This is a genomic window from Arthrobacter oryzae (assembly GCF_031454875.1).
Taxonomy (GTDB): Bacteria; Actinomycetota; Actinomycetes; order Actinomycetales; family Micrococcaceae; genus Arthrobacter; species Arthrobacter oryzae_D.
In genome coordinates, this window is the sequence record NZ_JAVDRQ010000002.1 from 174,141 (window position 1) to 186,549 (window position 12,409).

Genomic DNA, 12,409 nt, shown 5'->3' on the forward strand with positions numbered 1-12,409 from the left:
ACTGCTACCTACATTGGGGGAGTGGCGTCCGTCTCCAACCATTCCTGGAACGTCTGGCGTCCGACGGCGGCACCCGGCTTGGGGATGAGGGCGCCGCTGCGCATGGATTTGCCAATGGAACCGGGGATGAATAGTTTCGCGATCTGCTTCCGCATGCGGAATTTCTCCAGGTAGGCGCGGACGAGGTGGTCCAGTTCCTCCGCGCGTGGTCCGCCGAGGTCTGCCATGGGGCCACTCGGCCCCGCCTCTGCGGCATCCACCAGCGCCTCCGCCACCTCCCTAGCCGCCACTGGCTGGGTCTGCATCTGCGGAACAAGCACCAGCGGGCCCAGTGAAGCGATGCCGACGGTCATGGGCACAAACTCGTGGAACTGGGTGGACCTCAGGAGGGTCCAGGGCACACCGCCGTGGCGGACCGCATCCTCTTGCACCAACTTTCCCGCGTACAGCCCCGACGTCGCAGTGTCGATGCCCACGATCGAGAGGGCAAGGTGGTGGCGCACTCCGGCCTTCTTTTCGGCAGCCAACAGATTTTGGGTGCTGTTCGTGAAAAAGTCCACGGCCTTCTTGGTCGATCTGGTCTGAATGCCGGAAACGTCAATGACCGTATCCACACCCCGGAGTGCCTCGTCGAGGCCGCGGCCGGTGACCAGGTCCACGCCGTCTGCACGGCTCAGGCTCACCACCTGATGCCCTCGGTCCCTGGCGATGCTGACCACGTGGTGACCGACAGTTCCGGTTCCCCCGGCAACGGCGATTTTCATAGCGTGCTTCCTTTGCTGGCAGACGGCCAATCCAGGCAAGAGAAGGGCGTGCCTGCTTTCTTACGCGCGCGATCCTGCCGCAGCATTGAGCCCGGCGTGGACACCACCACCGAGTTCCGCGCCGGCAATAACATGCCACCGGTCCCGCTCCGGATCGTGCTCCACCACCGCGGACGCCTCCATCCGTCCGGCCTCGTCCAGAGCAAGCAGCAGGGCGTCCTCCAGGTTCCGGGCATACTCGAGTCGTTCGGTCAGAGAGCCCCGCAGCTCGCTGTCGTCGATCAGCACGTGGGCCCTGCCGTCCAGGATGACCTTCAGCGCGTAGCCCTGGTCGTCATGAAGGGACCCGCGGGTGGAAGCGATCTCGGTGACCATGCTGCCGCGGACCAGGCTGTTGTTGACCGTGCGTATCCACACTTCGCCCATGGGACAATCCTCCTTTTGGTGACGGGCACACGTGTAAGTACCCCACAAGGCAAACGGTAGTCCTCTCGAGCCCTTTTGTGACCCCCGAATGTGCGTCGGATTCCCGCGGTGCCGACGGCGGAACCCGGGATCATAGGATGAAGGGGATGACCTCCGCGCAAGCCACCAAATCCTTCAGCCTCTGCAGCATTGCCGTTCCCGCCTTCGGCCCGGCACTGCTGTTCTGCATCGGCGAAGGCGCCGTGCTTCCGGTGGTGGCCCTCTCGGCCCGGGACCTTGGCGCGTCGGTGGCCGTGGCCGCACTGATCGTTACGCTCATTGGCCTTGGCTCCTGGTTCTTCAACTTGCCTGCCTCCCTGATCACGCTCAAATTCGGCGAACGCTGGTCCATCGTCGGGGCCGCCGCGGCCGGCGCGCTCGCGCTCACGGCGGCCGGGCTGTCCTCGGTGATTCCCAACGGACTCTGGCTGCTCGCCGTGGCGATGATCGTCGTCGGGATGGCCGCAAGCGTGTTCAGCCTGGCCCGGCAGAAGTACCTGACCGAGGCGGTCCCGGTGGAGTTCCGCGCCCGGGCACTGTCCACGCTGGGCGGCGTCAGCAGGATCGGCATCTTCATCGGACCCTTCGCGGGCGCCGGCGTGATGCAGTTTGCCGGGATCAGCGGCGCGTACTGGGTGGGTGTCGCCGCCATGGCAGCCGCGGCTATCCTGTCCGTCACCATCCCTGACCTGCCTGCTGTTTCGGGTTTGGGCGCGGGCCACCGCGGACCCGAACCGACCATGCGCGGCATCGCCAGGTCCCACGCCGGGGTGTTCCTCACCGTCGGAGCCGGCATCCTGCTGCTCAGCGCCCTGCGCGCTTCCCGCCAGGTGGTGATCCCGCTGTGGGCGGACAACCTGGGCCTGGACGCCACGCACGCCTCGCTGATCTACGGACTCTCCGGAGCGATCGACATGCTGGTGTTCTATCCCGCGGGCAAGCTCATGGACCGCAAGGGCCGGCAGTGGGTGGCCATCCCGTCCACGGTGATCATGGGAACCGCCCTGATGCTCATCCCGCTGACGGGCACTTTTGTGGGCCTGCTGCTGGCGGCGCTGCTGATCGGGTTCGGCAACGGCATCAGCTCCGGCCTGGTCATGACCCTCGGGGCCGACTTCTCCCCGGACCGCGGCCGCGGCCAGTTCCTGGGGCTCTGGCGCTTTATTTCCGACGCCGGTGCCACCGGCGGCCCGGTGCTCCTCTCCGGCGTCACCGCCGCAGCCTCACTGGGGGCGGGCGTCTGGGCCACCGGCGTGCTGGGGTTCGCAGCCGCCGTCGTCTTCGCCATCACCATTCCGCGGCTCAAACACCGGCGGAACTACTAACCGGAGGCTCGGCGCGCCCAACTAACGGCGTGCCGTACTGGCGGCGTCGGCGCTTACCCGCCAGACTGCCGGTATGACGATTATCGAAAGTTTGGCGCCGTTCACCGGAAGCTGGCAGGGCCACAACCTCCTGCGGATCATGCCCACTGACGAGTACCAGGAGTCGGTGTCGGCTGCGAACGTCAGCGTGACTGCCGGATCGTTCGTGACCATCGAATACACGTGGGCGCACGAGGACAAGCCGCAGAGCGGCCTGCTGCTCCTGGGCTCGGGTCCGCAGTCCGGCGGGGACGGTTCGACGGCGGCGCCCGACTTCGAAGAGGACGGCGCGGCCGCGCCGGAAGCGGCCTCTGAGGCGCAAGGGGCGAAGGCGGTGTGGGTCGATTCCTTCCACACCGGGCCCGAATGGCTGACGCTGGACGGAACTATCGACAACGACGGCGTGATCCGGCTGACCGGCTGGTACCCCGCACCGCAGGGGCCCGACTGGGGCTGGCAGATCCACATCCACCCCGGCGACGGCAACGGCGGACGGATCACGATGCACAATATGGTGCCCGGCCACGATCCGTACCAGGTGGTCGACGCAACGTACCGGCGGCAGGCGTAGCTTCCTTATTGCCTAGGGTCGCGTCAGCGCGGGGAGAGGACGCAGAACTCGTTGCCCTCGGGGTCGGCGAGGCATACCCATGGCACATCGCCCTGGCCGACGTCGGCGTCTGTGGCACCCAGCGCCCGCAGCCGGGCCACCTCTACCGCCTGATCGTCACCGGGGTACGGCATCAGGTCGAGGTGGACACGGTTCCACACGGTCTCCTCGCCTGACGTACGCAGCAGCTCCAGGTACGGGCCGACGCCCTTGGAGGAACGCAGCCTCGCGTGATCGTCGTTCACCTCGTGCAGGGTCCAGTCCGTGGCCTCGCTCCAGAACCGGGCCATGGCCCGAGGATCCTCGCAGTTGACCACCACCGTAGCGATGGGTCCGGTGTCCCGGTAGATCTCCCGAGGCTCCAGCACACAGAACACATTGCCCTCCGGGTCGGCCAGGACCGTCCACGGCACATCACCCTGGCCCACGTCGGCCGGCGTCGCACCGAGCTCCAACAGGCGCTCGACCAGCTCCGCCTGATGGGCCGCCGAGGTGGTGGCAAGGTCGAGGTGCGCACGGTACTTCACCGTCTCGGGGTCCGACACAGTGACCACATCGACGCAGACGGCTGTTGGGTCCGGCCACGCGAAGCCCAGGGGTTCAACATTGGTCACACCGGGCCCCTCGCTGGAAACACCCCAGCCGAGCGCCTCGGCCCAAAACCGGCCAAGCGCGGAGTCATCCCGAGCCTTGAAATTCACCTGAACAAGTTGCAGCGCCATACCGGCTGACCCTATACCCAGGTAATGCCCGGGATGTAGGAGGCACGCCTTAGGCCGTGGGTGGGGGCTCGTGGGGCGGGGGCGCCGGCGGCTGGGTCAGGCGTCGCGGTGTCGGGGTTTCGCGGCCGCGCCGTACTGTGCCAGCGGAGACAGCAGGGCTCCGCGCAGCTGGGCTGAAAGCTTGGTGGGCACATCAACTTCCGCCGCGATGGCCTGGAGCGTGCGGCTCATGTAGTTCCTGGCGGCAGCAGCCAGTGTGATGTCCAGGATTTCCCGGTCGGTGAAGCCGTGGTCCCGCAGCTCCAGGGTGTCCGCATCCGTCATGGTCACGGCGTCCGTGCTGAGCCGCTCGGCGTACTCCATCATGGCCACCTCCGCCGGTGACAGTCCCGCGTTGTGATAATCCCTGGCGATCTGCACCAGCTCGTCCTCGTCGATGGCCCGCAGCGCCTTCAGCCCGTGGGCCAGCCGGCAGTGTGCCGAACCAAGCGCCTGGGCTGCAGCCAGCGTGATCAGCTCGTAGCGCCGCACATCCATGTTCTGGGTGATGGCGCTGATGAGCGCCTCGAACGCCACATACGCCTCCGGGTTCACCGCCAGGTCCTTCGTGTGCTTGGCGACATAACCGTGGGACCGGAAGTCGTCGTCGTAAATCTTCGCCTTCAGGCCGAACGCCTGGCTTTCGGGAGTGGTGGCGAGTATGGACATGGGGGGATCCTTCTTCCGGCTGGGGCCACCCGCGCTGCACGGCGGCGAGAGCCCTGGCAGCGCCGGTGCGGACAAGTGCGATATTCCTCCGCGGCCACCGGCGAGTCAACACACGGCCCGGCGTGTTCGGGAGACGGCCGCACTGTGCGTAACGGCCGGGCCTCGATGCAGGAGTGGGCCATGAAGAACAAGTAGCGACTACTCGGGCGGCGTATATGCCTGCTGAGTAAGGATGGTCCCTAACCGTTGTCGGTGTGAAATTTGGGGGTTGCCCGCATGCTCGATCTGGTCACTGCCTCGAAACCGCAACACCCTCCGTGGGGTCCAAGGCTAAAGGCGCAGTCCGGCAAGCTGGACGTCAGCATCCTGGGCCCGCTGACAATTCGCCGGGGGACTGAGACGCTGGGCGCCCACGAACTGGGCGGACCCAAACCCCGCCAGATCCTGGAAATTCTCCTGCTCCATCTCGGCGCCCCCGTATCCAAGGGGCGGCTGATCGACCTGCTCTGGGAAGGGCAGGCCCCTGCCGTTGCGCTCCCAACGCTGGAAAGCCACGTCAGCGTGCTGCGCCGCCACCTGCAACCCGGCACGGGCAAGGCTGGTCCGCTGAAGACCGTAACTGGCGGCTACCTGATGGACCGTGCACTCGTAAACCTTGATCTGGACCGCTTCGACGTCCTGTTCCGCCTGGCCGCACAGACTGAACCGTGCCGAGCGCTGAGCTTCCTGACTGAGGCACTTGCCCTGGCTCCCGCCCCCTTGCTGGGCGGAGAACTCCTGCCGGCATGGGCAGAAGAGGAACGGGCAATGCATGCCTCGCGCGTTGTGGAAGCTAAAGTCCTGGCTGCCGAGGCTGCATGCTCGCTGGGGGATTCCGAGACAGCTATCGCCTGGGCCACCGCTGCACTGGAGGACGACGTCCTGGCCGAGCGTGCCTGGACGGTGTTGGTCCTGGGGCTGGAAGCCACAGGACAGCTGACCGCGGCCTTGCGGGCTTTTGACCGATGCCGGCACGTGATGGACAAGGAAATGGGATGCGCACCGGGGCCGGTCCTGCGGGCAGCCCATGCCAGGCTCCTGCAGTGCACGGCCGCAGCCGACGCGGGAGCCATGGAGAAGGTCCTGGAGATTGCGGGGATGGCATCGGTCCGACGGCCCGCGTCCATTGCTGTTGGAGGGCCGGAGTCCGCCGCTGCCGGGCGGCTGGTCCTGGCTGTGGGATGCGACGCCGGGTTCGTCGACCTGCTTACCGAGGCCCTGGACCGCGAACCGGATCTGCAAAGCATTGGCGCGGCAACCACCGTTGAGTCCGGGGTGGCATTGAAGCGCGCACTGAAGCCCGACGCCGTGATCATGACGTATCAGCTGCCCGACGGAACCGGTCTGGAGGCAGCCCGGCAGATGCTCCTGGAGTCCCCGGAGACGAGGATCGTGATACTCACCGCCGAATGCACGCCGGCGGCACTATGTGAAGCGTCGGCACTGGGGGTGTGCGCTTTCCTTCCCGAGGACGGCCCCCTGGCACTCATACTGGACACGCTCCGCCACGTGAAGACCGGGAACATGCTGGTACATCCCTCCATCGTCGCCAGGCTGGGCGAGGGCGGCGCTTAGGTCTCCGGGCCAAGCGGGTGAGGCAGGCGGGAGCGGGCGGCTCGGTCCCCTGTCAGGCGATCCCGTCAACACCCGCGACCGCCCCTATCCAACCCCCGCCAGCCGGATCGCCTCCGCGAACGCGGGCAGGCTCCGCTCCACCATGTCCTCGTTGGCGGTGAGGGAGATCCGGAAGAAGCCCGGTGTTTCAAACAGGACACCCGGCAGCACAAAGACGTCTTGCGAGGCCAGGGACTCGGTGAACACTTCGTCGTCGGGCACCGGCGAGTGCACAAAGAGGTAGAACGAGCCCTCGGGCCGGTGCAGCCGGTAGCCCATCCCCGTCAGCTCCTCGTACAGCCTGTCCCGCTTCCGCTGCAGCTGCGCCACGTCGATGGAAAACGTCTCCAGCGCCGGCAGTGCGTACTGGAGCAGCGCATTGGGATAGATCCAGCCCATGGCAACCTGCAGGGCGCTGAGGATTTCCCGCAGTGCGTCCCGGTCCGGCATGGTGGGCGGCAGGGCCAGATAGCCGATCCGCTGCCCGGGTGCGAGGTGCGTCTTTCCGTACGAGTAGGCCAGCAGGGTGTGCGGATAGTACTCCGTGGGGCTGTGGAAGCGGGCGCCGTCATAGACAATCCGGTTGTACGCCTCGTCGGACAGGAGATAGATCCGGCGCCCGTTGTGCTCAGAGGCCAGTTCCAGCATCGCCGCCAGCTTCACCAGCAGCGTGGGCGGGTAGATCCGGCCCGTGGGGTTGTTGGGGGAATTGATGATCACCACACGCGTCCGCGGCGTGATGGCGGAGGCAATGGCCATCAGGTCCAGGTCGAACGTCTCCGGGTCGATCCGGACCTTGACCGGGACCAGGCCGGCCTCGGTGATGATCGGCTCGTACAGGAACCACGGCGGGAGGCTGTAGATCACTTCGTCGCCAGGGTCCGCCACGGCCTTCAGCGCCATGGCGATGGCAGTGAACCCGCCGGTGGTGAGGTGGATGTCCTCCGGCTCGAACGGCATCTCCAGCAGCCGCCGCAGTGACTGAGCCGCCGCAACCTGCGCTTCCGCGCCGTTCGTCTTGTACGCGAACCAGCTCTCGTTCCTTGGCTCCAGCTGGTCCCGCAGGGCGGCAACATATGCCTCTTGCGGCATTTGATGAGGGTTACCCAATGTGAAATCGCAGATTCCGGGGTCGTGCTGGCGCCGGGCGTGTGCGCTCAGGAATCCCTGGACCCTCAACAACGACGGAATAGAGGCTACAGCCCTGGCCCGCGCGGGGAAATCCAGCCGCGTGGAAAGCTTGGATTCGTGGATACCGGCCATCGGAGCAGCCCCCTGTTTGAGCAGCATGGAAGTCAGCTCGCTGCTGAGCCAGTGGAGGCTGTTGTGCGGTTTATTCTGGCCTTCGCCGGCAGCAATGTAAATGGGAAATGCCTTGTTCCACCCGCCCGCGAGGAGTGGCACCGAACTGTCAACACTCGTTTTTGCAATTTTCACTACCCGCGGCAACACCCGTAAAGTGGGGTGCGGAACCCCGGCACTACCTGTGCGGCGTCCCACGGGTTGACCGGGAACTGGGCTCGATCAACTGCACACCCTCACTCGCGCGGGCCCTTCCGCGCCATGCCTGCCCAACTCCCAACGGGCCGGCCGGACCCAGGAGTATCGTTTGCTTCAGATCAACCTTGTCGCTGCCATTGCTGCCCTGCCCCTTCTGCTGGGCCTCGGAGCGGCACCTGCCGCCGCACCGTCTGCTCAGAAGTCAGCGCCGGAAGTCCGAGCCGCTGTGCTGCAGCCCGTGAAAGTCCAGGAGGCGAAGATGCAGCCCGCCAAGCACACCCCGCCTGTTTCAAGTTCCTCGGTGAAGGTTGTGGACACCACCGCCGCGATCACTGACCCCGCCTGGTTCAAAAAGGCGTACGACGCCGGGATCCGGCTTTACGTGATGCACTCCACGGCTTGGGGTACTTGTGATCCCTGGTACCGGACCCAGGAGCAGCTCAAGATGGCTCTCGACGCCGGCCTGAAAATCGCCGTGTACACGCGGGACGCCTCCTGCTGGAAGGGCGGCATCAACGCCGCCGGACCATACGTGTCACAGCTGCAGTTCTTCGCCCTGGACGTTGAACCGGGCAGCTCCCCGGTGACCCGGGAAATGGTGGACGGCGTCCGCAGCACGGGGGTACGGCCCGTGATTTACAGCGGCAGCGGCATGTGGCCGGAACTGATGAGCAACAGCACCGCATTCTCAGACGTCCCGCTCTGGGATACAAACACCAGCAACCTCGACTATTCAACCTGGACCGCCGACTACCTCGCGCCCGCCCCGGTGGAGTACGGCGGCTGGAACACGCCCGCCACCATGCGGATCGGCATCCAGCAGAAGTTCGAGCACAGCCTCGACGGCGTGCCGGTGGACCTGAACTCCTTCAACGCCTCGTTCCTGAAGTAACCGTCCGGCAGGCACTGCCCGAAGGCAGGCACCGCCCGAAGTCAGGCGCCGCCCGAAGTCAGCCACCGCAAGGCGGGCCTTCAGCGGTGGCCGGCCACCCGTCGTCGTGCGGCAAAGGCGAACAGGGCGGTGGTTGCCACCGTGGCCAGGTACCCGGCCACCACGATCAGCGAGATGCCGCCCCAGAAGTAGCTGGTAGTACTGCCGCCCTGCCCGGGGATGTAGCGCGTAAGCAGATACGCAGCGGCGGCAGCAAACACCAGGCAGACCAGGCCGGGCAGCCGGATCCACCAGCGCGACGACGCCCAGTGACCGCCGAAGCCGTCCCACACGTTCCATGAATTGCCTGTGCGGATGATCAGCCATCCGGCCGGAATGGCGAAGGCGCCCACCAGCAGGAAGGCCGCCACCACGTCGGCCGGGCGGTGCCACTGGTTCACCACCGTGGAAATCCCGGACACGATGGCGAAGCTGCCGCCCACAAAGCCCGCAAAGGGCCGCCAGTGCGGCGACGCCATCAGGAACACCGCGGCGGCAGCCGACGCCGCCAGTGTGGTGTGCCCGGACGGCAGCGAATTCAGCTCCAGGGTTTCCACGCCGCGGAACGGCCGGGCCGGCAGCAGCTCCTTCAGGACCTGCGTGGCGATGTTCGCGCCGACACACGCGGCCACGGCAATGCCCGCGGCCCGCCAGCGTTTCCGGATCACCGTGACAAAAAGGACCACGACGGCGGCCATCACCAGTGAGATTGTGGGCAGCCAGTCCAGGAACCTGGTGGCGGCCTTTCCGGCGGGTCCGTGGATGGCGACGGCTTCCACGAGGGCGGATTCGTCGATGTACTGTCCCGTGGTGGTCTGCACGAAGAAGTAGTACGTGGCGATCAGGCCGCTCGCACATGCCAGTGTTGCGAGGATGCACAGCGCAGCCAGGCGCTTTGCGCCGCGCACCTGCCCGGCGGGCCGCCGTCGTCGGGAATCTTTAAGGTGAGAACTCATCACCTTCAGCGTCCCACAAAATGCTGGGAACAGTCTCGGAGAGGCACCGTACTACCGGCAAGTACTGCCTCCGGTTGCGCCTCAAAACAGGTAGCAAATACTCGTGCTGGCCGGCGGCGAGTGTTCCTACCATTGGGGTACCGGCCGTCAGCCGATCAGCACTAAGCCAGCGACCGTAGCGGATGCCAATGCCCATAACGACGGTGACACGTGGGGCATTGGCATCCGCAAAACCCCGCACCCGCATGACCGTTCGCGCGCCTCCAATTAACCGTTGACACTGCTGCGACGGCGGCGCTAGCTTGAACGTATTGTCGCCCCGAATACAGTGGCCGCAATATCACCGCATCACAACTGGTCTCGTCGCCTCGCTGGCATTTGATGTTTACCAACATTGGCAGGTCAGGCCCGTATGCGTCCCCTCCTGCCATCTTCAGGAGTGCTGCCATGAACCGAAAAATGAGGTACCTGTGCCTGCCCGCCACCCTGGCGCTGGCATTGCTTGCGGGAATTTCCGCTCCGGCGTCCGCCGGGTCTGACGGCGGAGGCGGGGCTGCAGGGCCGTGGCCCCCGCAGGACACCGACGGAAAGTACGTCTCCGTCCCGGATTCTTACTACGACGCCTACGAATTCCAGGCCTGCGACACCACCATCAAAGTGGAAGCCGGCGACGAGCGCGAGGTGAAGTACAAGGGCGAGAAGAAGGACGACGGAACCCTGGTGATCAGGTTCCGGGGCGACGCCACCGTTGACCTGACCCGCGTCTCCGACGGCGCCACGATCGACGAGCTCGACGTCTCCGGACCCTTCACCCAGAGGATCGCGGCCGACGGCCTGAGCGCCCACCTCTCCGCACGGGGTCCCAGCCTGGTGTTCGCCATGGGAGCCGCTGACGAGAAGGCCTTTGAGGACGCCGGACTGCCGAAGGCGTTCTACTTCGAACGCGGCCGGCTGGCAGGCAACGTGGTTTACGCCTCCGTGGACCAGATGGAGATAGTCTCCGGCGAGATCACGCACAACAGCATCCGGCACGCCAAGGACCTCTGCAAGCTTCTGGACCGCGCCAAGGATGACGACCACAAGCACCGGTAATTCAACACAGGAAAACCGGGGCGGCAAGCCCCGCAACCGGCGGTCATCGCGCGCTGTTCTCGGCGCGTGATGGCCGTTTTCCTGAGTACACGGGAGCCGCCAAAACGAGTAGCGGGTACTCATGCGGCGCCGGTCCGGGATCCCTAGGATTTTATCAACGGTCCGGTTTTACACGGACCGCCCCGCAGCAGATCCGGCGGATTGGCCGCCGGGAATGTGTACGCCCGGGGCTCCTTGAGCTGGGCCGGCGGCGACGAGTCTCATAAACGTGAAGCTCGCCCCCAGTCGCCGTCGGCCCTACCAAGTCCTGGCCTTCTTCGGCCCCGCCTTGTTCGGCCCCGCCCCGCCTTGTTCGGCCCCGACCCGCGCGATCCTGCAGCGGGGCTTTTCGGTGAGGTCCCGTTGTCAGGGGTGGCCGGTAGAGTGCAATCATGCCCGCCGACGCACCATGCAGCCAGCCGCACCAGCAGGACCCTGGACACGACCCAGAGCAGGACCAGGGCCTGCCTTCCCTCGACCGGCTTCTGGCGTCCGCCCATGTGGTGAGCCTGCCCATGCGCGTGAAGTTCCGCGGCATCATGCAGCGCGAGGCCCTGCTGTTGGAAGGCCCGCAGGGCTGGGGCGAATTCTGCCCGTTCCCCGAGTACGGCGACGCCGAGGCCTCCCGCTGGCTCGCCGCTGCCGTCGAGGCCGGCTGGCAGGGATTCCCCCGGCCGCTGCGCGACGTGATTCCGGTGAACGCCACTGTTCCGGCCGTGTCTGCGGACCGCGTTCCGGACGTACTGGCCCGCTTCGGCCGGGTGGACGCCGTCAAGGTCAAGGTTGCTGAACGCGGCCAGACGCTCGACGACGACGCCGCCCGGGTCGCCGCTGTCCGCAGCGCCCTCCCGCACGCCGCCATCCGGGTGGACGCGAACGGCGGATGGGACGTTCCCACGGCCGTGGAGGCACTGACCCGGCTCGCCGCTGTCGGGCTCGAATACGCCGAGCAGCCGGTGCCGGACATCGACGGCCTGGCCGAGGTCCGACGCCGGCTGCGGACCGCCGGCGTCCCCCTGCTCATCGCCGCCGACGAAAGCGTGCGCAAGGAGGAGGACCCCCTGCGTGTGGCACGGGCGGGCGCCGCGGACCTGATCGTGGTCAAGGTGGCGCCGCTCGGGGGAGTGCGGCGCGCGCTGGACATCGTGGCGCAGGCCGGGCTGCCCGCCGTCGTCAGTTCAGCGCTGGACACGTCGGTGGGGATCCGCGCCGGGCTGGCGCTCGCCGCCGCCCTGCCCGAACTGCCGTACGCGTGCGGCCTGGGGACGGTGTCGCTGTTCACCTCTGACATCACCGTAGATCCGTTGGTGGCCGACGACGGCGCCATCCGCCTGCGCGACGTCACCGCCGACGCCGGGCTGCTCGAGGAGTTCGCCGCTTCCCCCGACCGCCGGGACTGGTGGCTGGAACGCCTCCGCCGAGTCCACGCGGCGCTGGCCGCCCGCTCGCGCTAACCCAACACCCGGACGCTCTCTCACTTCCTGAGTCCTTTTCTGAGACCCTCTCTCACTTTCTGCGGCTTTTTCAGAAACCCTCTCGCACCCTTCTGCGGTCACTGCCGGTTCACCGGATCTTCATCTGGTTGTCAGCTCCCGGTTGGAACCG

The 12,409-nt window shown here is 66.5% G+C and carries 12 protein-coding genes; 6 read left to right on the forward strand and 6 right to left on the reverse strand.

Annotated elements, in window-relative coordinates:
* Positions 1–8: 8 nt before the first annotated feature.
* The gene (locus J2805_RS04030) at positions 9–764 is read right to left on the reverse strand and encodes an SDR family oxidoreductase (protein WP_309969579.1); all 756 of its coding nucleotides are present in this window, start codon (positions 762–764) and stop codon (positions 9–11) included.
* Between the two features lie 60 nt (positions 765–824).
* Positions 825–1,190 carry a hypothetical protein gene (locus J2805_RS04035; RefSeq protein ID WP_309969582.1) on the reverse strand — a complete coding sequence of 122 codons (366 nt, stop codon included), beginning with the start codon at positions 1,188–1,190 and terminating at the stop codon, positions 825–827.
* A gap of 146 nt (positions 1,191–1,336) precedes the next feature.
* On the opposite strand from J2805_RS04035, the gene J2805_RS04040 reads away from it, so the two are divergent.
* Both J2805_RS04040 and J2805_RS04045 read left to right on the forward strand, forming a co-directional pair.
* Positions 1,337–2,554: an MFS transporter gene (locus J2805_RS04040; protein WP_309969585.1), complete on the forward strand. Its 1,218-nt coding sequence runs from the start codon at positions 1,337–1,339 to the stop codon at positions 2,552–2,554.
* 73 nt (positions 2,555–2,627) lie between these two features.
* Positions 2,628–3,164, forward strand: a complete 537-nt coding sequence (locus J2805_RS04045) for a DUF1579 domain-containing protein (protein ID WP_309969588.1) — start codon at positions 2,628–2,630, stop codon at positions 3,162–3,164.
* 23 nt (positions 3,165–3,187) lie between these two features.
* Here the strand turns inward: J2805_RS04045 and J2805_RS04050 are convergent, their stop codons facing one another.
* Positions 3,188–3,925 carry a VOC family protein gene (locus tag J2805_RS04050; protein ID WP_309969591.1) on the reverse strand — a complete coding sequence of 246 codons (738 nt, stop codon included), beginning with the start codon at positions 3,923–3,925 and terminating at the stop codon, positions 3,188–3,190.
* A gap of 96 nt (positions 3,926–4,021) precedes the next feature.
* On the reverse strand, positions 4,022–4,633 hold the full coding sequence (locus J2805_RS04055; protein ID WP_309969594.1) for a carboxymuconolactone decarboxylase family protein: 612 nt from the start codon (positions 4,631–4,633) through the stop codon (positions 4,022–4,024).
* A gap of 276 nt (positions 4,634–4,909) precedes the next feature.
* On the opposite strand from J2805_RS04055, the gene J2805_RS04060 reads away from it, so the two are divergent.
* Positions 4,910–6,247 (forward strand): BTAD domain-containing putative transcriptional regulator, encoded by a 1,338-nt coding sequence (locus J2805_RS04060; protein ID WP_309969597.1) that lies wholly within the window; start codon positions 4,910–4,912, stop codon positions 6,245–6,247.
* An 84-nt stretch (positions 6,248–6,331) separates the two neighbouring features.
* Here the strand turns inward: J2805_RS04060 and J2805_RS04065 are convergent, their stop codons facing one another.
* Positions 6,332–7,549, reverse strand: a complete 1,218-nt coding sequence (locus J2805_RS04065) for an aminotransferase class I/II-fold pyridoxal phosphate-dependent enzyme (protein WP_396134230.1) — start codon at positions 7,547–7,549, stop codon at positions 6,332–6,334.
* Between the two features lie 346 nt (positions 7,550–7,895).
* Between J2805_RS04065 and J2805_RS04070 the strand changes: the two genes are divergently transcribed.
* Positions 7,896–8,678 (forward strand): glycoside hydrolase family 25 domain-containing protein, encoded by a 783-nt coding sequence (locus tag J2805_RS04070; protein ID WP_309969603.1) that lies wholly within the window; start codon positions 7,896–7,898, stop codon positions 8,676–8,678.
* Positions 8,679–8,758: 80 nt separating this feature from the next.
* Here J2805_RS04070 and J2805_RS04075 read toward each other — a convergent pair whose 3' ends face one another.
* Positions 8,759–9,673 carry a phosphatase PAP2 family protein gene (locus J2805_RS04075; RefSeq protein ID WP_309969608.1) on the reverse strand — a complete coding sequence of 305 codons (915 nt, stop codon included), beginning with the start codon at positions 9,671–9,673 and terminating at the stop codon, positions 8,759–8,761.
* A gap of 447 nt (positions 9,674–10,120) precedes the next feature.
* Between J2805_RS04075 and J2805_RS04080 the strand changes: the two genes are divergently transcribed.
* Positions 10,121–10,765: a hypothetical protein gene (locus tag J2805_RS04080; RefSeq protein ID WP_309969610.1), complete on the forward strand. Its 645-nt coding sequence runs from the start codon at positions 10,121–10,123 to the stop codon at positions 10,763–10,765.
* 554 nt (positions 10,766–11,319) lie between these two features.
* The gene (locus J2805_RS04085; RefSeq protein WP_396134231.1) at positions 11,320–12,258 is read left to right on the forward strand and encodes an o-succinylbenzoate synthase; all 939 of its coding nucleotides are present in this window, start codon (positions 11,320–11,322) and stop codon (positions 12,256–12,258) included.
* The last annotated feature ends 151 nt before the right edge of the window (positions 12,259–12,409 follow it).

Coding starts and splice junctions, on each gene's coding strand:
- J2805_RS04075 (WP_309969608.1), bottom strand. CDS start 9,673: ATGAGTTCTCACCTTAAAGATTCCCGACGACGGCGGCCCGCCGGGCAG.
- J2805_RS04085 (WP_396134231.1), top strand. CDS start 11,320: ATGCGCGTGAAGTTCCGCGGCATCATGCAGCGCGAGGCCCTGCTGTTG.
- J2805_RS04065 (WP_396134230.1), bottom strand. CDS start 7,549: ATGGCCGGTATCCACGAATCCAAGCTTTCCACGCGGCTGGATTTCCCC.
- J2805_RS04045 (WP_309969588.1), top strand. CDS start 2,628: ATGACGATTATCGAAAGTTTGGCGCCGTTCACCGGAAGCTGGCAGGGC.
- J2805_RS04060 (WP_309969597.1), top strand. CDS start 4,910: ATGCTCGATCTGGTCACTGCCTCGAAACCGCAACACCCTCCGTGGGGT.
- J2805_RS04050 (WP_309969591.1), bottom strand. CDS start 3,925: ATGGCGCTGCAACTTGTTCAGGTGAATTTCAAGGCTCGGGATGACTCC.
- J2805_RS04080 (WP_309969610.1), top strand. CDS start 10,121: ATGAACCGAAAAATGAGGTACCTGTGCCTGCCCGCCACCCTGGCGCTG.
- J2805_RS04030 (WP_309969579.1), bottom strand. CDS start 764: ATGAAAATCGCCGTTGCCGGGGGAACCGGAACTGTCGGTCACCACGTG.
- J2805_RS04035 (WP_309969582.1), bottom strand. CDS start 1,190: ATGGGCGAAGTGTGGATACGCACGGTCAACAACAGCCTGGTCCGCGGC.
- J2805_RS04040 (WP_309969585.1), top strand. CDS start 1,337: ATGACCTCCGCGCAAGCCACCAAATCCTTCAGCCTCTGCAGCATTGCC.
- J2805_RS04055 (WP_309969594.1), bottom strand. CDS start 4,633: ATGTCCATACTCGCCACCACTCCCGAAAGCCAGGCGTTCGGCCTGAAG.